Source organism: Actinomadura nitritigenes (genome assembly GCF_017573545.1).
Taxonomy (GTDB): domain Bacteria; phylum Actinomycetota; class Actinomycetes; order Streptosporangiales; family Streptosporangiaceae; genus Spirillospora; species Spirillospora nitritigenes.
Genome location: NZ_JAGEOK010000006.1, coordinates 114,130 through 133,904 on the forward strand (window position 1 = coordinate 114,130; position 19,775 = coordinate 133,904).

Annotated in this window: 16 protein-coding genes; 3 read left to right on the forward strand and 13 right to left on the reverse strand. The window is 73.6% G+C overall.

Annotated elements, in window-relative coordinates; translation table 11 throughout:
• Nucleotides 1-79: 79 nt before the first annotated feature.
• From J4557_RS10455 to J4557_RS10500, 10 genes are all read right to left on the reverse strand, one after another.
• Nucleotides 80-427: a hypothetical protein gene (locus J4557_RS10455; protein WP_208266282.1), complete on the reverse strand. Its 348-nt coding sequence runs from the start codon at nucleotides 425-427 to the stop codon at nucleotides 80-82.
• Between the two features lie 152 nt (nucleotides 428-579).
• Nucleotides 580-1,092 (reverse strand): ATP-binding protein, encoded by a 513-nt coding sequence (locus tag J4557_RS10460; RefSeq protein WP_208266283.1) that lies wholly within the window; start codon nucleotides 1,090-1,092, stop codon nucleotides 580-582.
• A 219-nt stretch (nucleotides 1,093-1,311) separates the two neighbouring features.
• Nucleotides 1,312-1,893, reverse strand: coding sequence for a PadR family transcriptional regulator (locus tag J4557_RS10465; RefSeq protein WP_208266284.1), 582 nt, complete (start codon nucleotides 1,891-1,893; stop codon nucleotides 1,312-1,314).
• Between the two features lie 59 nt (nucleotides 1,894-1,952).
• On the reverse strand, nucleotides 1,953-3,791 hold the full coding sequence (locus J4557_RS10470) for a fatty acyl-AMP ligase (RefSeq protein ID WP_208266285.1): 1,839 nt from the start codon (nucleotides 3,789-3,791) through the stop codon (nucleotides 1,953-1,955).
• Between the two features lie 7 nt (nucleotides 3,792-3,798).
• A complete protein-coding gene (locus tag J4557_RS10475) occupies nucleotides 3,799-5,547 on the reverse strand; it encodes an acyl-CoA dehydrogenase family protein (protein WP_208266286.1) in 1,749 nt (582 codons plus the stop codon).
• Between the two features lie 137 nt (nucleotides 5,548-5,684).
• Nucleotides 5,685-6,080 carry a nuclear transport factor 2 family protein gene (locus tag J4557_RS51605; protein ID WP_208266287.1) on the reverse strand — a complete coding sequence of 132 codons (396 nt, stop codon included), beginning with the start codon at nucleotides 6,078-6,080 and terminating at the stop codon, nucleotides 5,685-5,687.
• A gap of 215 nt (nucleotides 6,081-6,295) precedes the next feature.
• Complete coding sequence (locus J4557_RS10485) at nucleotides 6,296-6,886, reverse strand: SGNH/GDSL hydrolase family protein (RefSeq protein WP_208266288.1); 591 nt, start codon at nucleotides 6,884-6,886, stop codon at nucleotides 6,296-6,298.
• Between the two features lie 32 nt (nucleotides 6,887-6,918).
• A complete protein-coding gene (locus J4557_RS10490) occupies nucleotides 6,919-7,137 on the reverse strand; it encodes an acyl carrier protein (RefSeq protein ID WP_151596800.1) in 219 nt (72 codons plus the stop codon).
• Between the two features lie 507 nt (nucleotides 7,138-7,644).
• Nucleotides 7,645-8,676 carry a sulfotransferase family protein gene (locus J4557_RS10495; RefSeq protein ID WP_208266289.1) on the reverse strand — a complete coding sequence of 344 codons (1,032 nt, stop codon included), beginning with the start codon at nucleotides 8,674-8,676 and terminating at the stop codon, nucleotides 7,645-7,647.
• Between the two features lie 75 nt (nucleotides 8,677-8,751).
• Nucleotides 8,752-9,366 (reverse strand): hypothetical protein, encoded by a 615-nt coding sequence (locus J4557_RS10500; protein ID WP_208266290.1) that lies wholly within the window; start codon nucleotides 9,364-9,366, stop codon nucleotides 8,752-8,754.
• Between the two features lie 452 nt (nucleotides 9,367-9,818).
• Between J4557_RS10500 and J4557_RS10505 the strand changes: the two genes are divergently transcribed.
• The 3 genes from J4557_RS10505 to J4557_RS10515 all read left to right on the forward strand — a co-directional run bounded on the left by J4557_RS10505 (nucleotide 9,819) and on the right by J4557_RS10515 (nucleotide 17,736).
• The gene (locus J4557_RS10505; protein WP_208266291.1) at nucleotides 9,819-10,694 is read left to right on the forward strand and encodes a hypothetical protein; all 876 of its coding nucleotides are present in this window, start codon (nucleotides 9,819-9,821) and stop codon (nucleotides 10,692-10,694) included.
• A gap of 63 nt (nucleotides 10,695-10,757) precedes the next feature.
• Nucleotides 10,758-12,794, forward strand: coding sequence for a flotillin family protein (locus tag J4557_RS10510; protein WP_208266292.1), 2,037 nt, complete (start codon nucleotides 10,758-10,760; stop codon nucleotides 12,792-12,794).
• 97 nt (nucleotides 12,795-12,891) lie between these two features.
• On the forward strand, nucleotides 12,892-17,736 hold the full coding sequence (locus J4557_RS10515; protein ID WP_208266293.1) for a DNA repair ATPase: 4,845 nt from the start codon (nucleotides 12,892-12,894) through the stop codon (nucleotides 17,734-17,736).
• A 116-nt stretch (nucleotides 17,737-17,852) separates the two neighbouring features.
• Here J4557_RS10515 and J4557_RS10520 read toward each other — a convergent pair whose 3' ends face one another.
• Genes J4557_RS10520 through J4557_RS10530 form a run of 3 tightly spaced genes read right to left on the reverse strand, consistent with a single transcriptional unit; the run spans nucleotide 17,853 to nucleotide 19,665 of the window.
• The gene (locus J4557_RS10520; RefSeq protein WP_190854725.1) at nucleotides 17,853-18,002 is read right to left on the reverse strand and encodes a hypothetical protein; all 150 of its coding nucleotides are present in this window, start codon (nucleotides 18,000-18,002) and stop codon (nucleotides 17,853-17,855) included.
• Nucleotides 17,999-18,883 carry a hypothetical protein gene (locus J4557_RS10525; RefSeq protein WP_208266294.1) on the reverse strand — a complete coding sequence of 295 codons (885 nt, stop codon included), beginning with the start codon at nucleotides 18,881-18,883 and terminating at the stop codon, nucleotides 17,999-18,001. Before J4557_RS10525 ends, J4557_RS10520 begins: the two co-directional genes overlap by 4 nt.
• Nucleotides 18,871-19,665 carry a DUF6084 family protein gene (locus tag J4557_RS10530; RefSeq protein WP_208266295.1) on the reverse strand — a complete coding sequence of 265 codons (795 nt, stop codon included), beginning with the start codon at nucleotides 19,663-19,665 and terminating at the stop codon, nucleotides 18,871-18,873. The genes J4557_RS10525 and J4557_RS10530 overlap by 13 nt, the downstream gene beginning before the upstream one ends.
• Nucleotides 19,666-19,775: the final 110 nt, after the last annotated feature.

A 19,775-nucleotide genomic window follows, 5' to 3' on the forward strand; every position in this document is an offset into this window, starting at 1 on the left:
CCGGTGCAGGGTTCGTCGAACTCGGGTCGGGGCGGGCCGGCTCCGGGGGCCGCGCCTCGCCGGGGGCGGGACGGGGCGCTCACGGGTGCGCCTCGTCCAGTGCGGCGCGGGCGACCAGGCCGCGCAGCCGGCCGGTGATCATCTCCACCGCCTCGGCATGGCCGCGCGCCGCCTTCTCCCGCGTGCTGTAGCGCCCGACGTCGGCGTGCATCGACAGGTCGGACACGATCGTCTGCCAGAGCAGGGGTCTCCCGTTCGCCGCGAACCCCAGGTCGATCACGGTGAACCAGGTGGAGACGACCACCACGACTCCGCCGACGCGGATGACGTCCTGGGCGAGCAGCCTCGACCGCGCGTCCAGCAGCAGCCGCTGCGCCTCGTCCGCCGTGGCGCGTATCCCATCCGCCCGGTAGTACTCCACGGACATGGCAATCCCCATCGCCGCCGATATGGGCGTCCGCCGGCGCGCGCGCGTGGGTCCCGCCGTTCAGGTGACCGGCGGGAAGGGGCTGCGCCGCGCCGCGAACGGTGCACCGTCCCCGGGCCCGCGCGGGTGCTCGGGCCGGGACGGTGCCCGGGTCAGCGCGCGTGCGGCTCGTCGTGCGGCCGGCCGTCCAGCTCGCACCAGACCGTCTTGCCGGAGGCGGTGAGGTCGGTGCCGTGCCGGTAGGCGAGGGCGGCGACGAGGAACCAGCCGCGGCCGGTCTCCTCCATGAGGTCGACGGGCCTGGAGTGCGGCAGCGCCGCGCCGCGGTCGTGGACCTCGATCCGCAGCCGGGACCCGTCGCGCAGCAGCCGCAGGCACAGCAGCGAGCCGGTGCCGGCGGCGTGCCGGACGGCTCCCGTGACCAGTTCGGAGATCAGGACCTCCGCGTCGTCGCGGACGTCCGCGGCCCCGGCGGAGCCGAGGACGGCGCGGCCGAAGGTGCGGGCCCGCGGGACCGACGCGCGCTCTGCGGGCAGGGTCAGCTCGCCGAGCAGGACGGGGTCCGGCCCGTCCATCGTGGTGAGGCCGTGCGGGTGTGCGGGGACGGAGTGGTGGGGGGTGGCCAGGGTGCTAGGCAACTCGATGGTGCGGTGTTCGCCCGACATGTGGAACGCCTCCTTGACTAAGGCGTGGCGGCCCGTCCCGGCCCGGCCTTGACTCCTGGCCGGGGAGGTCGCTGGGGGTGAATGCCCGTACCGCCGTCCGGGGCGCCCGTTGGGGCGTCCCGCGCCGCCCGCCCGGCAGGGCCGGGACGGGGGCGTACGGAGGCACGGTGTGCGAAGGGGCCGGAACCGCGCGGCCGGCGGCCGTGCGGCCGGCGCCGGTCATGGCGCCTCGCCCCCTTCGGCGTGGGCGCCCGCCCTGGCGCGCAGCAACCGGGCGGTGCTGGTGAACCACTCGTGGTGCTCCTGCTCGAACCGGCGGCCCCGCAGGCACGTCAGGTAGGGGCCGATCGGCGTGGCGCTGCGCAGGAACGTGTGCTCGTCCTGGTCACCGCGCAGGCGTGCGAGCATGCGCTCGAACAGCTCGACCTTCGCGGCGGACATGCGGGCGCGCTCCTCCAGCTGCGCGATCACCGCGTCCGCGGAGATGTGGTCGACGGCCTGCACCATGACGAGGATGTTCTCGCGGATGGTCCCGGGTTTCGCGGGCGTGCTGGCGAAGCGCTCCAGCTCGTCCACGCCGGCCCGGGTGACGGTGTAGACGCGCTTGTTGGGACGGTCGTGCTGGATGACCTGCCGCCCGCTGATCAGGCCCTCGGTCTCCAACCTCGACAGCTCGGAGTAGAGCTGCTGCGGAACGGCGTGCCAGAAGTTGGAGACCGACAAATCGAAGATCTTGGCCAGCTGGTAGCCGCTGTACTCGCCGTCGAGCAACGCCGCCAGGACCGCGTGACGCAAGGCCATCGGACTTCTCTCCCTGCTTGACTCAGGGTGATGCCCGACGTTATCAGACAACGACATGATTAGTCATGCTTTTGACTAGGGTGAGTATGGACGAATTTCGCGACGCCCGGTTCGAGGTCCGCCCCGAGCGCCCCGATCTCGCCGTCCAGCAGCGCCTGCCGGGTCGGGCCGCGCCGCAGCTTCCCGCTGGTCGTGCGGCGTACGGAGCCGCGCCCGGTCAGTACCACGCTGAGCGCGGGCAGCTCGTGCGCGCGCGCCACGGCGGCCTTGATGAGCCCTGCGAGCTCGTCCGGCGCCGTCCCGGCCGCAGCCCGCGTGCTGATCTCCTGGACGAGCACGACCTGCTCCCGGCCGTCCTCGGTCGTCACGCCGTCGAGCACGAACGCGGCGCCGATCAGCGCGGCGGGGTGGGCCGCCTGCGCGGTCTCCTCGATGTCGTGGGCGTGGATGTTGCGGCCGTTGACGATGATCAGGTCCTTGCTGCGGCCGGTGACGAACACCTCGCCGCCGTCGATGAACCCGAGGTCGCCGGTGCGCAGGAACGGGCCGTCGCCGTCCGCGGTGCGCGCCTGGAACGTCACGCGCGTCGCGACCGGGCTGTGCCAGTAGCCCTCAGCGACGCTGCCGCCGCGCACCCAGATCTCCCCCGCCCGCCCGTCCGGCAGCGGCTCCAGGCTGTCGGGGTCGACGATGCGGACGTCCAGGGTGACCGGGCGGCCGCTGCTCACCAGCCGCCGCACCGTCCCGTCCACCGCGTCCCCTCCCGGCCCCTCGCGCTCCTCGGACGCCTCCGCCGGCACGGCCCGGCCGCGGGACAGGGCGGCGGCGTCGAAGTCGCGGATCACCGGGCCCGTGCCCCACGGCGCGGCGCTGATGAGCAGCGTCGCCTCCGCCATGCCGTAGCACGGCATCCACATCCGCGGCTCGAACCCGGCGGGCGCGAACCGCTCGCTCCACCGCTCCAGCGTCGCCGCGCGGACCGGCTCCGCGCCGTTCTTCACCGTCTCCAGCGACGACAGGTCCAGCGCCTCAAGCTGCCGGTCGGTGACGCGGCGCAGCGCCAGTTCGTACCCGAAGTTCGGCGCGACGATGATCGTCGCGCGGTGCCGGGTGACGAGCTCCAGCCACAGCGCGGGCCGTTTGATGAAGGTGATCGGCGACGTCAGCACGTACCGCATGCCGAGGTACAGCGGCTCCAGGAACTGGCCGACGAGCCCCATGTCGTGGAAGTGCGGCACCCAGCCGACGCCGATCGACGCCGGCGTCCCCTGGATGCGCCGCCGGATCTCCTCGGCGTTGTACAGCAGGTTCCGGTGGGTGACCATCACGCCCTTCGGCTCGCTCGTCGAGCCGGACGTGTACTGCAGGAACGCGAGCGTGTCCGGGCCGAACTCCGGCATCGTCCACGCGTCCGCGTCGGCGAGCGGGTCCTCGCCGCCGGCGGTCTCGGTGTCGAGGCACTGCACCTTCCCGGCGAGCCCCGCCTCCTTCAGCCACCCCTCCAAGCCCGCGAGATGGGCGCTGTCGGTGAGGATCCAGGTGATGTCGGCGTCGGCGATGATCCGGCGGGTGCGGTCGAAGCGCCCCGCGTCCAGCACCGGAAGCGGCGCCGGGACGGCCACGACCCGCGCGTACAGGCAGCCGACGAACGCCGCCATGAACTCCAGGCCCTCCGGATACAGCAGCAGGACGGCCCGGTCCCGCAGCCCGCGCTCCTCCAGCCGGCGGGCCAGCGCCCTGGCCCGCCGGTCCAGCTCGGCGAGGCCGAGCACGTCCTCCCGGTAGGCCCGGCCGGGGCCGGGCTCCTCCTTGACGAAGGTGAAGCCCCGGGCGTCCCCGTGCGTCCGCACGGTCTCCCGGACGGCCGACACGAAATCGGTGTGCTTGTCCATGCTCATGGCGGCGTCACACGTCCTCGGCCAGCGTCGTCAGCGTGAACCAGCGGCCCTCGCCGGAGGAGCGGAACATCGCCTCCTCCAGCGTCGGCAGGAACTCCTCCGACAGGACCGTGTCCGGGTAGGTGCGCTGCAGCAGCCGCTGGAGGCACAGGACGAGCCACTGGCCGCCCGCGAACGCACCGCCGAACTCGCGGTGGTTGTGCAGCCACGTGAGCATGCACGACACCATCGCGTGCAGCTCGCAGTACCGGCGCGCCCGCATCAGCGCCGCCACCGACGAGGTGTCGCCCTCGCTCTCCCGGATGCCCTCGTCGACCTTCGCGCGCAGCGCGCCGATGCTCGACACCAGGTCCTTCAGCTCGGCGGCGACGCCCGGCGCGGCGTGCGCGTTCGCCGCCGCGAGCAGCTCCTCGGAGATCTGCTCGAACCGCTGCCCGACCTCGTCGCGGCCCTCGTTGGTGAGCTGGAGGCGGCGTCCGTCCGGCTGCCAGGTCGGCGGCGTCCGGGTCCAGGAGAACAGCTCGGCGAGCAGCTCGTCCTCGCCGCCCGTCTCGTCCGGCGGACGGCAGAGGAACGGCAGCTGCGCGGCGACGTTCGCGAGGTTGACGTGCGTGGTGCCCTCGAAGATGCTCGCGATCGCGTGGTCGCGCTGCAGCTTCTGGAACACCCCGTGCGCCACGCCCTCGCGCAGGTAGCCGCGCGCCGCCAGGACCGTTCCCATGCTGGCGACGACCTCGTCCCCCTGCACCGGGACGAAGTACTTCACGATCGACGACCACAGGCTCAACCGGCCCGGCGCGACCGTCAGCGCGCGCGCCACCGGTATCGCGACGCACTCGGCGATCAGCAGGTCCAGGTGTGCCTTCAACAGATGGTCGCGGATCACCGGGATCTGGTAGATGTCCGCGCCGTAGAGGGTGCGCCGGCGCGCGTACTGCATCGCGATCCGCACCACCGCGTCCATCGTCCCGACCGACAGCGCCGCGATCGCCGTCCGGGTGATCTGCAGCGTCTTCAGGGTCTGGACGAGCCCGGCGCCGCGCCGCCCGATCACGCAGTCCGCCGGCAGGCGCGCCCCGTCGAACACGACGCCGCTGAGGTCGTGGCCGCGCAGCCCGACCGTCCGGACGGGCGGCAGCGTCGACCAGCTCTCCGGGTCCAGCGCCGTCTTGTCGACGAGCAGCAGCGAGAAGTCCCTCGGACCGGTCCTGGCGTACGTCGTGACGAACCGCCCGCGCGTCGCGTTGCCGACCGGCCACTTCGTCCCGGTCAGCACCAGCTCGTCGCCCTTGCTCACCGCCTCGGACTCGCTCGCCATCACGTCGCTGCCGTGGTCGGCCTCCGACACCCCGAAGCAGGCCAGGTCGCCGTTCAGCACGCCGTCCGCGACCGTCCTGCGCTGCCGGTCGTCGCCCCACAGCCACACCGGGTTCACCGCCAGCAGGCCCGACCCGTACATCACCGCGACCGTGACGCTGCGCCGCGAGATGCCGCGGGTGACGAAGAACAGCTCCTCCAGCGTCGTCAGGCGCCCGCCCAGCCCGGACGGCACCAGGTACTTCGGGAACCCCCAGGCCCGGACGGCGTCCACCGCGCCGGCGGGCAGCTCGTCGCGCTCCTCGGCCTCGACGATCGCCTTGTAGGAGAACGGGCCGGCCTCGTCGTCCATGGGATCGCCGAGGAAGCCGTCCAGATCGGCTGCGATGCCGTGCGCCGGCGACAGGCCGGCGCGTGCGGGGACCATTCCGCTGTCCATCTTCCACTCCCTGTAGCCGAACTTGTCGCGGCGTCCGCGTGCCCTCACCGGCACGCGCCGCCGCACGGGACGGCGCCGTCCGGGGCGGCCCCCCGCACCCCCGGTCCGCGCCGCCCCCTCACGAAGGGGGCGTCCCGTCACGCCCCCTGGTCCTCCATGCGGCGGCCGACCACGCGGGCGAGCGTCATCGCCGCGGGCAGCGGCCGGACCATGACCGTCAGCCCGGTCACCAGCCCGGTCTCGCCGAACCTGAGCAGGTCGAGGCCCTGCACCGCCTTGCCCATCACCCGCGCGCTGAACACCAGCGCCTGGGACGGGGCGCGCGCCGGATCGGTCCCGGCGAGCTCGTCGGTGTAGCGGAAGTCCTCGAACACCTCCAGCAGGACGCGCAGCAGCGCGGTGACCGCGTCGCGCCCCTGGTAGGGCTTCACCATCACCGGGCTGTGGAACTCGATGCCCGGGTCCAGCGCCCGCGTGATGGCGGCGAGGTCCTTGGCCTCCACCGCCGCTCGGAACGTTCCGGGGACCGTCACGTCGCCGCTCCCTTCGCTGTGGCGGCGCGCGCCGCGGTGGCGGCGCCCGCCTCGACGGCCCGGGCGCGGTCGCGCGCCCGGGCCCGGTGGACGGCGGGGGGCGGGTGGAGGCCGCCGGCGGCCGACGGCGCCGGCGATCGCGGGACATGGGCGGGCGAGAATGGTCTCTTCATCGTCATCCCGACTGTTCGACTGCCCCCGAGACTGCCTCCATCTCAGTTAGCACGCTCGCCGAGCATGCCGGCGGCGAGGTGTTCCATCACCTCCGCGACATAATCGTGCCCGGCCGGGCTGAGGTGGATTCCGTCGGAACTCCACATCGCGGGGTCAGCGATTTTCGTCACCGTTTCCCGGGCCGGGAAAGCCATTCCGAAGTCCCGTGCGGCACGTTCCAGCTCGACGTTGAACAGGGTGATGCGCTGGAGCACGCGTTTCTTACGGAACTGCGAGATGGGAGACCGGTCGAGCAGCGGCGGGCGGGGCACCGGAATCGCCAGCAGGACGGCGCCGGCGTCCCGCGCCCAGCCGTGCACCTCATCGAGCCGGGCGCCCGCCGCGGCGGGCTCGAACCCATTCAGCGCGTCGTTCATGCCGCAGCCGAGCACCGCCAGCCGGGGCCGCGCGGCGCGGACGGCGGGGAGCTGGTCGCGCACCACGTCCTCGATCGTGGCGCCCGCGTCGGAGACGTTCAGCACGTCACCGGAGTCCACGCCGAGGCGCCGCGCGAGCCGGCCGGCCCAGCCGAGCCAGCCGCCCGCCGGGTCGGGGTCGTCGCGGCCCTCGGCCACGCTGTCGCCGAGCACCACCAGGGCGGCGCCCGCGGCCGGCGGGCCGGCCATCACGCGACGAGGTCGAGGAGGTAGGCGGTGAGGTCGGCGACCGTCTCGCGGCGCCGCGCCTCGGCCACGTCCACCTCCACCTGCAGGTGGTCCTCGATGTCGCTGATGATGCTGATGGCGTACACCGAATCCACGCCGTAACGTGCGAGTTCGACTGCCGGGTCAATATTTTCCGTCGGCCTGTCGAGGTAGAAGGCGATGCGGTCAAGAAGCCACATCTGGAGCTCGTCGTGGGAAATTGTTTGCGATCCGCTCACCGCACTCCCCTTTTTGTCAGAGGATCTTCTGAACCAAACCCCGATGGCCATCCGTAGCTGAGCACATGGCACGGTACATGCATATGTTCGGCATGTCACAGATCTGTCTGTGAACGATCGGACACGAGCATGTCACTTTTCCGTAAATTAAGTCAGTTGAGCGGTAAAACGGAGCCCGCGTACCGCGCGGTAACAGGTTCCGTAAGGGGCCCACGACGGGCGCCGTCAGGCGACCGCCGTCACGGCCGCCCCACGCGGCCACTCCTCCCCCGCCGGCCGTCCCACGGCACGCGACCTGCACCGTTCCCCACGACCGCGCCCCCGTGCCCGCGGCGGGCGGCGGGCCGGCCCGGGCACGTTCCATGAGAATTTCGGACAACCGCCCAATCGGGCCCTGAAGACGGGCGCCAGCGGGGCCGAAGACGGTCCGAAAGGGGCGCCGCGCGCCCCGAGGTCACGCCCGTTCGGTCACTGATCGGGCGAAATGGGAAGTATTTCCGATCCGATCGCCGGGCCGGTCAGCAATGAACCGACGGGATTCGGCTCGCGCAGGCGCGCCGCCCGATCCCGGACCGCCCGCGCGCGCTGGGCCCGCCAGCGGTGCGCCGCCGTCCGGCGGAATCTCGCGACGTGTGCCGCCTCCGGACGGGCCCGTCCCGCCGGCGCGTACCCGTGCCGCCGCAGCCGGTCGGCCAGGACGTGCTCGACGAGGTCGGCCTCCCACGGCTCCATCCGCGCCGCCCATGCGCCGACGTTGCGGTCGTTGACGGCCTCGTGCGTCCGCAGGTGCCACCGTCGCTCGGCCGGGACCGTCCGGCGCGCGTGATGGTGCGGCTCTGCCATCGCCTCGTCGTACTCCTCCTCCAGGAACCCGCACAAGGCCACCAGCGACCGCTCGGGCTCGGCGACGAGGTCCTCGTAGCGCATCTCGAAGTAGCGGCGGGGGCCGAGCCGCCGCGCGAGCCGGCTCCCGGTGTCGACGGCCTCACGCCAGGTCAGCGCGGCGGAGTGGACGTCGCCCTCATACCAGGGCATCCGCGCGAGCGAGCTGACCGCGTCGCGGCCGTCGCGGACCAGGTGGACGAACTGCGCGTCCGGGAACATCCGCAGCAGCATCGGCACCTTGCGGAAGTAGCTCGGCCGCTTGTCGCCCCACCGCGCCTTGCCGTGCTCCCGCGCGTAGCGGCGGAACACGGCCGCGAGTGCGGAACCGAGCGTCGGCGGGCCGTGCACGATGTCGCCGACGACCGCGCCGGGGTCCAGCCCGAGGACGTCGAACTTCGTCCCGTCGCCCGTGGTGATCCACTCGCCGAGCGCCCGCCGGTTCGCCTCCGCCCGCAGGTCGCCGAAGCCGAGCCGCCGCGCGTACGCGACGTGCACGAACCTGGTCTCGGACGGCACCGCCAGGCGCCGGTGCGAGTGCAGCATCTGCTGCAGCAGCGTCGTGCCGGAGCGCGGGCAGCCGAGGACGAACACGGGGCGGTGGGACTGGCTGGTCATGGCGCGGGAAGCTACGGCCGCCGCCTGAACCGGACCTCAGACCGACCTCAGAGTTCGCTGAACGTGATGACTCGACTACTCGGCGCGACGGCGCAGGCTCGCGGAGAACGTCGCGGCGCCCGTGACCACGAAGAGACCCGCCGCTATCTCCAGGGCCAGAGCGGTGTCACCTCCGTCGCCGGGACCGTCCGGAAGCCGCGGCTTCAGCAGGCCCGCCGGATCCGTGCGCAGCGTGACCGCCTGGGACGGCTTGAGGTCGGTCGAGCAGTTCTGCTGCTCCGTGAGGTGGTGGACGGCGCGCCCGCCGCCGGCCTCGACCACGGTGCACGACAGGTCGGCCCCGCGCCGGGCGTCCCGCTTCTCGACGTGCGCGACGACGGCGTGGACGGGCTTCCCGGCCGTCCTCATGTAGAGCTCGTACAGGCCGGGACCGGCGAAGAAGGTCAGGGCGAGGCCGGCGCAGGACAGCACGACGGCCGCGCCGGGCCGGTGCCAGACCCCGCCCGCGAGCGTCGCGGCGACGGCGAGCGCGGCCAGGGCGACGACGACGCCGGCCACGACGAGCCCGTGCGGGTACTGGGCGAGGAAGCCGCCGGCCGTGAACGACACCGGGACGAGCAGCCCCCAGCCGAGCGATTTCCAGAACGGGCGGGCCAGCGGCCCGTCCGTGCCTGCGGGAGGCGATCCCACGACGACTCCTGCCTTCTCCGGGGGACGAATGCCTGCCATCCTGCCGTATCGCGGAAACGGCGAGGCCGCGCCCGGAAACGGATGCAACGGCCGCTCTGGAAGCCCACAAAGGCTTCCACCTCGGCCAGAACTACGCTAAAGTAACTCCCGGTGTGCCGGGAAGTCTGGTCGGCGAGACAGGATTTGTCTCCGACCAGGAGGTTATTCCAGATGACTCCCCGGCCCTTTCTCACGCCGCGGCGGATACCGTGCGGCACCTCCCACCCCGCTTCGCGCGGCTTCGGCGCGCGCTCCGGCCTGACGGCCGCGACCTGGGCGGACTCCTTTCCGGACACATGACCTGCCGTAGCCGGCGGGTACGCCGAATACGGCTGTGCATTTTCTGGTGAACCGGTGACCGCAAATGCGGTCCGGGCGGTGAATGACGCCTCGAGGCGGGAGCGTGCACACCCATGCGTGAATTCGTCGACACCGTGCTCGGCTTCCCCACGGCGCTTTTCAGCTTCTCTCTGGTGGTGGTCGCCGCGTACTGGACGCTCGTCCTGCTCGGCGGCCTGGGGCACTTCCACGCCGGCACCGATGGCCATACGGGGGCCGGTGCCGGCGGGGGAGGCCACTTCCACGGAGACGGCGGCCTCCACGCGCACGGCGGCTTCCACGGGCACGGGGGCTTCCACGGGCACGGCGCGGCGCACGGCCACGGGGCCTTCCACGGGCACAGCGGCGCGGACGGGCACGGCGGCGGCCACGATCCGTCCGGCGGCCACGAGGACGGCCACGGGTCGGGCGGGCCGCTGGCCGCGATCGGGCTGGGCGGCGTCCCCGCCACCATCACGCTGTCGCTGCTGATCGCGCTGGCCTGGTTCGCGAGCCTGGCCGGGTCGGTGCTGGCGGGCGGCACGCCGGCGCCGCCGCTCGCCGCCGCCGTCCTGGCCGCGGCGCTCGCGGCGGCGTGGCTCGGGACGCGGCTCGCCATCGTCCCGCTGCGCCGCGTGTTCCGGGAGGAGCCGGCGGCGTCGCTGCGCGACTTCGTCGGCCGCACCTGCGTCATTCGCACCGGACGGGTCGGCGTGGACTTCGGCCAGGCCGAGGTGACCGCCGACGACGGCTCGTCCGCCATCGTGCAGGTCCGCCGGCACGCCCTGGACGTCGCGGCCGACGGCGCACGGGGCGGCGCGGCAGAAGGCCCGCCGGGCGGCCCGGCCGAAGGCCCGCCGGGCGGCGCCGTGCGGCCCGCGCTCGGTGCGGGCAGCATCGCGCTGATCTTCGACTTCGATCCGGACGGCCAGTTCTTCTGGGTCATGCCCTACGACGGCCCGACCCCCTGACCTCCGCACTCCGCACCCTCTGACCCCCGCATCCCCACATCCCCCCAGTAGACAGGGATCCCGATGGACGCCATCACGATCGGAGCGGGCGTGCTGATCGCGCTCGCGCTGCTCATCGCCCTCGGCCTCGCGCTGATGATGACGCGGCTGTTCCGCAAGGTCGACCAGGGCAGCGCGCTGATCATCTCCAAGCTGAAGAAGGTCGACGTCACCTTCACCGGCGCGGTGGTCCTGCCGGTCCTGCACAAGGCCGAGCTGATGGACATCTCGGTGAAGACGATCGAGATCGAGCGGACCGGCCGGGACGGGCTGATCTGCCGGGACAACATCCGCGCCGACATCCGCATCACGTTCTTCGTCCGGGTGAACAAGACCGTCGAGGACGTGATCAAGGTGGCGCAGGCGATCGGCACCGACCGCGCCAGCCACCAGGACACGCTGCAGGCGCTGTTCGCGGCGAAGTTCTCCGAGGCGCTCAAGACCGTCGGCAAGCACCTGGACTTCACCGACCTCTACACGCGCCGGCACGAGTTCCGCGACCACATCATCGAGCTCATCGGCACCGACCTGAACGGCTACAGCCTGGAGGACGCGGCGATCGACTACCTGGAGCAGACGCCGCTGCTGTCGCTGGACAAGTCCAACATCCTCGACGCGCAGGGCATCCGGAAGATCACCGAGCTGACCGCGATCGAGCACGTCCGCACCAACGAGTACACCCGCAACGAGGAGAAGGAGATCACCCGCCAGAACGTGGAGGCGCGCGAGGCGATCCTGGAGCTGGAGCGCCGCCAGGCGGACGCGCAGCTGCGGCAGCAGCGCGAGATCGAGACCGTCCGTGCGCGGGAGCAGGCGGAGACCGAGCGGGTGCAGGCGGAGGAGCGGCTGCGCGCGCAGACCGCGCACATCCGCACCGACGAGCAGCTCGGCGTGCAGCAGGAGAACCGCAACCGCGAGGTGGCGGTGGCGGAGAAGAACAAGGAGCGGGTCATCGCGGTCGAGAACGAGCGGATCGAGAAGGACCGCATGCTGGAGGTCATCGCCCGCGAGCGCGAGACGGAGCTGACCCGCATCGCCGCGAACAAGGAGGTCGAGGCGGAGAAGCGGGAGATCGCGAACGTGATCCGGGAGCGCATCGCGGTCGAGCGGACCGTCGCCGAGCAGGAGGAGTCCATCAAGCGGGTGCGGGTGGTCGAGGAGGCCGAGCGGACCCGCCAGGCGGTGATCATCCAGGCCGAGGCGGAGGCGCAGGAGAGCCTCGTCAAGGACATCAAGGCGGCGGAGGCGGCGGAGGCCGCCGCGCAGCACCGCGCCCGCGAGCAGCTGACGATGGCCGACGCGCGGCGCCAGGCGTCCGAGCTGGACGCGGAGGCCAAGATCCGGCTGGCCGAGGGGATCCGCGCGGAGGCCGCGGCGGAGGGCCTCGCGGAGGTCGAGGTCCGGGAGCGGGACGCGGCGGCGATCGAGAAGGTCGGCCGCGCCGAGGCCGCGGTCGCCGAGCAGAAGGCGCTCGCCGAGGCGACCCGGATCCGGGGCGGGCTGAAGGCCGAGGCCGAGGGGCTCACCGACAAGGCGGCGGCGATGGCGGCGCTGGACGACGCGACGCGCCAGCACGAGGAGTACCGGCTGCGGCTGGCGGCGGAGAAGGACATCCGGCTGGCCGGGATCCAGGTGCAGCGGGAGGTCGCGGAGGCGCAGGCCGCGGTGCTCGCGGCGGGGCTGGAGAAGGCGGACATCGACATCGTCGGCGGCGACAGCGTGTTCTTCGACAAGCTCGTCGGGTCGATCACGCTCGGCAAGAGCGTGGACGGGTTCGTCGGGAACTCCGAGACCGTGCGGGCGCTGGGCGGTTCGTGGCTGGACGGGACGGGCTCGCTCAGCGGCGACCTGACCCGCGTCCTGGGGTCGGCGGGCGGCGGAGGCGTCGGCGACCTGACGATCGCGGCGCTGCTGACGCGGCTCGCCTCGACCGGCGGCCCGAACGCGCCCGCGCTCAGCGACCTGCTGCAGGCCGCGCAGCGCCTCGGCGTGGCGGACGCGCCGCTCGCGGCCGCGCCGCCCGCGGAGTCGAACGGCACCCCGCTGACCCCGGCGACCTGACCGTCCGGCCGCATCGACCCGCGGCGCGCCGCCCGCAGCGACCCCCCATGGGGCGGCGCGCCGCGACCGGACTCCCGACCAGGATGGAAGTGGACGCGTGAGCGGGCTCGACCAGGGGACGTACGAGGTGCTGCGGGCGCGGCTCGCGGAGCGGGCCGCGGAGGCGGCGCGGCGGGCGGAGGCGCTGAACGCCCGCCGGCTGGAGGTGTTCGGCGGCGCCGAGCTGCGGCTGACCGGCACCGAGCAGGTCCGGACGGAGCGCGCGGGCGTGCCCCGCGACGTGGTCGCGCTCGGCGGGACGCTGCTGCTCGGCTGCAACGCGCCCGCGACGGCGGACGGGACGGCCGTCGAGGACGTGTTCTCGCTGCACCGGTTCGGCGACGGCCACAGCGACGGCGGCGGGGGCGGGGGCGGGGGCGGGGGCGCGTTCGGGCCGGCGGGCCCGGACGCGGTGCCGGGGCTGCTCGACGACCCGCGCTTCCACCGCGACTTCGCCGACATGTTCCGGTACTACCGGCAGGCGCGGCTGCTGCAGCTCCGGCTGGTGGACGGGCGGCTGCTCGCGGTGTTCCAGACCGGGCCGCAGCTGTCCGACCTGCGCGTCCTGCGCTGGCGGACGTCCCCGGACGGCACCGTCGCCTACGAGGACAACCAGGGCGAGCGCTACCACACCTTCCCGCCGTCGCACGACGTCGAGTGGATCGAGACGACCCGCGACGACCACGTCCGCGGCGTGCACCCGCACATCTCGATCGAGGGCGAGGTGTTCGTCGCCACGGTCGGCGGGACGCTGACCGTCAAGGTCGACAACGACACGGCCACCGGCGAGGGGATCCACTCCGAGCCGGTGGACGAGCCGCTGCAGGCCCTCGCGGACGCCGATGTCCGGTACGCGCGGGTCGGCGCGCTGATCCTGCTGCGGATCCGGCCGTACAACGAGCCGGCGTGGCGGCACCTGGTGTTCAACGTGCGGACGAAGGAGGTCGTGCGGCTCAACGGGATCGAGCAGGCGTGCCGGCGGCTGCCCGACGACCACGGGATCGTCTTCCCGGGCGGCTACTGCCTGGACACCGGCGTGGTGAAGACGTTCGACACCGACGTCGCCGGGCTGGAGTACGAGCGGGTCGTCCGGTCGCCGAACGGCGAGGACGTGCTGTACGCGTTCCACTCGCGCGGGGACGGGCGGTCGCTGCTGCTGCCGTACAACGTGATCCGCAAGCGGGTGGCGGCGCCGATCACGTGCCACGGGTACTCGCTGTTCGAGGACGGCACGCTGGTGGTGCTGCGGGCGGAGCCGGCGGAGCCGGTCCGGGCGCATCCGATGCAGGTGTGGGCGACGCCGTTCGTGTCGGAGGAGCACGCCGCCGCGCAGCCGGTCGGGACCGGGCCGCTGGAGCGGGTCGGGAACGCGGACCTGGTCCGGGGGATCTCCGAGTGCCTGTCGATCACCCGGATGGTGGACGAGATGTCGCCGTCCGCGCGGGTGTTCGAGGCGCTGATCGCGGCCTGCACGAGGACGTCCGACCTGTTCCACTGGCTGGCGGACGAGGAGCTGGGCGACCTCGCGGCGCCGCTCGCGGACGTCCGGGCGGCGGCCGGGCAGGTGCTGGACGAGTACGAGAAGGTCCGCGCGCTGACCGAGCAGGCGGCGGCGGCCGTGGCCGAGGCGGGCGAGGACGTCGCCGCGCTGGTCCGGCGGGCGAACGCCGAGGAGCCCGCGACCGCCGACGGCTGGGTGTCCCGGCTCGCCAAGATGCGGCGGGCGCTCGGCCGCCTGGAGACGCTCCGCGACCTGCGGTACGCCGACACCGCCCGCATCGACGAGCTGTCGGGCACGGTCGAGGCGGAGCTGCGCGGCCTGGGCGAGCGCTCCGTCCGGTTCCTGCAGGGCGAGGACGCGTTCACCGGCTACCACGCCGAGGTGGAGCGCATCGCCGAGGCGGCCGGGGCGATCGCTACGGCGGCCGCCGCGGCGCCGCTCGCCGAGCTCCTCGACGCGCAGAACGAGGGCCTGGAGGTCGTCACCGAGGTCGTCGGGGACCTCGACATCACCGACGCGACGGCCCGCACGGCGATCCTGGAGCGCGTCGGCGAGGTGCTCGGCGGGCTCAACCGGGCCCGCGCCGTCCTCGGCAACCGGCGCCGCGAGCTGCTGGAGCACGAGGGGCGCGCGGCGTTCGCCGCCGAGCTGGCGCTGCTGGACCAGGCGGTCGCGGGCGCGCTGGCCGGCGCGTCCACCCCCGAGCGCTGCGACGAGCAGCTCGGCCGGCTGCTGCTCCGGCTGGAGACGCTGCAGGCGCGCTTCGCCGAGCTGGAGGAGTTCGCCGCCGGGCTGGAGACCAAGCGCACCGAGCTGTACGAGGCGTTCTCGTCGCGCAAGCAGACGCTGCTGGACGAGCGGGCGCGCCGCGCCGGCCGGCTCACCGGGTCCGCCGACCGGATCCTCACCGGGGTGCGGCGCCGCGCCGCGTCCCTCGCCTCGCCCGACGAGGTGAACGCCTACTTCGCGGCGGACGCGATGGTGGCCCGGATCCGCGCGATCGCGGACGAGCTGCGGGAACTCGGCGACGACGTGCGCGCCGAGGAGCTGGAAGGGCGAGTGAAGGCGGCCCGGCAGGAGGCGGCGCGGGCGCTGCGCGACCGGCTCGACCTGTACGGCGAGGACGGCACCACGATCCGCCTCGGCCGGCACCGGTTCGCGGTGAACACCCGCCCGATCGAGCTGACGCTCGTCCCGCACGACGGCGGGATCGCGTTCACCGTCACCGGGACCGGCTACCGGGCACCCGTCCGCGACGAGGCGTTCGCCGCGACCCGCGGCCTGTGGGACCAGACCCTCGTCTCGGAGACACCGGAGACGTACCGGGCCGAGTACCTGGCGGCGTCGATCCTGGCCGCCCGGTCCGCGGACGAGCTGCGGGACGCCGACCTGCTCCGGGTGGTGCGGGAGGCGGCGGCCGACCGGTACGACGAGGGCTACGAGCGCGGCGTCCACGACCACGACGCCGCCCGCATCCTGGAGATGCTGCTGCGCCTGCACGCGGACGCGGGCCTGCTGCGCTACCCGTCGTCCGCCCGCGCGGCGGCCCAGCTGTTCTGGACGCACGGCCCCGACGACGCGGCCCGCGCGGCCTGGGCGACCCGCGCCCGGTCCCTCGTCCGGGCCCGCCGGTCGTTCGGGCGCGCGCCCGCGCTGGACGACCTGGCGGGCGAGCTGACCGCGGCCGTCGAGGCGTTCTCGGCGCGCACCGGCCTGCCCGCGCCGGACGGCCCGCCGGCCGCCGAGTACCTGATCGAGGAGCTGGCCACGGCGCCGGACGGGTTCGTCATCGGCACCGGCACCCGCGACCTGCTGAAGTCGTTCGGCCCGCACCTGCCCGCCCTGGAGGAGGACCTGCGGGCGCTCGGCGGCGACCTCGCCGCCCGGCACCAGCTCGCCGGGGCGTGGCTCGGCTCCCACCTCGCCGGCACCCCGGACGCCGACCCGGCCGACCTGCCCGAGGCCGTCGCGACCGTGCTGTGCGCGTCCGCCCGCTACGACTCCCCCGCCGCGCTGACCGCCACCGTCGAGGGCCTGCTCGGCGCCCACCCGCGCATCACGGGCCGCGCCCTGCCGCTTCGCCTGGACGAACTCCTCGCGCGCACACAGCGGTTCCGTACCGAGCGCGTCCCCGCGTTCCGCGCCTACCAGAAGCGGCGCAACGAGCTGGTCGCCGTCGAGTCGCGGCGGCTCGGGATCGCCGCCCTCAAGCCCCGCACGATGAGCGCGTTCGTCCGCAACCGGCTCGTCGACGAGGTGTACCTGCCCCTCATCGGCGACAACCTCGCCAAGCAGATCGGCGCCGCCGGGGACGGCAAGCGCACCGACCAGATGGGGCTGCTCCTGCTGATCTCGCCGCCCGGCTACGGCAAGACGACGCTGATGGAGTACGTCGCGGACCGGCTCGGCCTCGCCCTCGTCAAGGTGGACGGCCCGGCACTCGGCCACGACGTCACGTCCCTCGACCCGGCGAAGGCGCCGAACGCCACCGCCGCCCGCGAGGTCGAGAAGATCGACTTCGCGCTGGAGATGGGCGACAACGTCCTGCTCTACCTCGACGACGTCCAGCACACCTCGCCGGAGTTCCTGCAGAAGTTCATCCCGCTCTGCGACGCGCAGCGCCGCATCGAGGGCGCGTCCCGCAGCCACGACCTGCGCGGCAAGCGCTTCGCCGTCTGCATGGCCGGCAACCCGTACACCGAGTCCGGGCAGCGGTTCCGGATCCCCGACATGCTCGCCAACCGCGCCGACGTCTGGAACCTCGGCGACGTCCTCGCCGGCAAGGACGAGCTGTTCGCGCTCAGCTACATCGAGAACGCGCTGACCTCCAACCCGGTGCTCGCGCCGCTGGCCGGCCGAGACCGCGCCGACGTCGAGCTGCTCGTCCGGCTGGCGTCCGGCGACCGGAGCGTCCGCCCGGACCGACTCGCGCACCCGTACTCGCAGGCCGAGCTCGACCAGATCCTGTCGGTCATGGCGAAGCTCCGGCGCGTCCAGGAGGTCGTGCTGACGGTGAACCGCGCCTACATCGCCTCGGCGGCGCAGGACGACGCGTCCCGCACCGAGCCGCCGTTCCGGCTCCAGGGCTCCTACCGCGACATGAACAAGCTCGCCGAGCGGGTCCTCCCCGTGATGAACGCCGAGGAACTCGAGACGCTCATCGACGACCACTACCGGGCCGAGGCGCAGACGCTCACCTCCGACACCGAGTCCAACCTGCTGAAACTGGCCGAGCTCCGGAACGCCCTCACCCCGGAGCAGCGGGCCCGCTGGACGGAGGTGAAGGCCGCCTACGTCCGCGCCCGCACCCTCGCGGGGAACGACGACGACCCGTCCGTCGGCGCCCTCCTCCACCTGGCCGACCAGCTCTCCGCCATCGAGAAGGCCCTCCGCGACCGCTGACGCCCCCGAAGCCGAAAGGCGCGCCCGATCGTTCGGGCGCGCCTTCACGCAGTCGCGGGGGCGGGCATCGCACCCGCATCGCCGGGCTCACGGGACCCGCATGCTCCTCGTCCCGGTCACTCCTGCTCGGACCGGGCACGGCGCATCAGCGCCGGCATCATCTTGATCAGGACGGCGGCCATCGCGGCCACCAGCATCCCGACCATCATGCGGCCCGCCATGGCCCGCATGCCGCCCTTGCGCATGCCCATGTTCTGCTTCCTCATCGCTCACTCCTTCCTGTTCCGGTGGTGGCGCGGCCTCCGCCGCGCGGGTCGCCGGCGGCGAGCTCGGCCAGCAGCCGGTCGAGACCGGCGCCGCCGAACAGGTCGGCCGGAGTCTGCGGGGCCACCTGGGGCCAGTCGTAGAGGACGATCGGCGCGGCCAGCACCGTGCCGTGCCCGCCCCGCGGGCCCGCCAGGACGGGCCAGAGGCCGTCGCTGTGGCAGGCCGCGGCCGCGTCGGCGAGGTGCGCGGGCGGGGCGGCGGAGGAGACGAACGCCCCGCCGGAGGCGTCCGAGACGAGGTGCGCGCACAGCATCCCGGTGCGGTCCGCCTCGTCCCGGTCCTCGGCGGGGCCGGTGTTGACGATCACGGCGCGGATCCGGACGGCGCCGGGCGCGGCCCGCTCCGCGGACAGCACCACGGTCCCGGTCACCCGGTCCCACGTGCGGATGATCCGCGCCGTGCCCTCGATCCGCTTCTCGTCGAGGCCCGCGGCGATGGCGACGGGCACGCGGACGGGCGAGCGCAGCAGCCGTTCCAGCCGCAGCCGCCCGCTGGTGATCTCGCGTTCGCGGGCCTCCCGCCGCGTCCGGTACGTCCCGGCTCCCACCTTCAGCTCGTGGACCGGGGCGTCGCCGTCCATCATCTGCCGGTGCACCGCGTGCAGGAACCGCAGCGTGAACTCCACGGTCGTCTCGGGGCCGTCCTCCAGCAGGAACTCCGCGGAGACCGTCCAGCGGCCGCCGGACCGTTCCGCCTCGTCCTTGGGAAGGACCCCGCCGATCGTCCAGCGCTTCCCGGTCCGCGCCGCCGAAGCACGGTACGGCCACAGGAGATGCCCCTCGTAGAGAACCGTGTCGGCGATCGCCCTCACGGCGTCCATGGGCCGCTCTCCTCCGGCCGCGCGGCCATCTCCGCGCTCAGCGCGGTGTCGCGCAGGGCCGCGCCGGTGTCGTCCAGCGACTCCAGCCGCGCGGCGTCCCGCAGGCGCTCGGTGTCGTCCGGCTCGGCGCCGCCGTGGAGGGACTCCGCGGCGTGGAGCAGCTCGTCGACGGTGTCGTCGAAGGAGGTGTGCGCGCGGCGGGCCCGGTAGGCGGCGAGGCGGTCGAAGCGGTCCTCGTCGAGGCGCAGCCACCGCACGGCGCCGTAGTAGCGGTCCACGAGGCTCCGCCAGACGGCGACGGACAGCTCCCCGGTCGCCTGGTGCCGGCACGGGATCTGCGCGGTGCGCAGCACGCCGTCCTCGCCCGGGTAGAAGACCGTCCCGTCGAAGGCGAGGTCGAGGGGGACGTGGCCGCCGCCCAGGGCGCGCAGGTACTGGTCGGCGGTGACCTGCATGTCGTGCCCGCAGGGCAGCGCGACCGTCACCTCGGTCTCGCCGCGGAACGTCGGGACGGTCAGGCCGATCCGCGCCCACAGCAGCCCGCCGGGCGGCTCGTCCGACAGCGCGGACGCGCCGATCAGGCGGACCAGCCGGTCGCGCTCGGCGTCCTCGTAGCGGCGCCGCGCCGCCGCGATCGTCACGGTGGTGGTGAGCAGGACGCACTGGACCGGCCCGCCGTCCGGGCGGCGCAGCGCGATGCGCAGGTTCAGCGTGGGCGCCGCCGCGAAGGGCTCGGGCTCGATGCCGAGCAGTTCCAGCGCCAGTTCCGGGACCGCGTTCATGCGGGCGTCACGCCCCCTCGCCGACGGTGGTCATGGCCACTCCCCCCAGAGATCATCGACCAATTCGACCTGCCCGGCGGCATTCGCCCGCAAACACCGCCGGAAAGGCG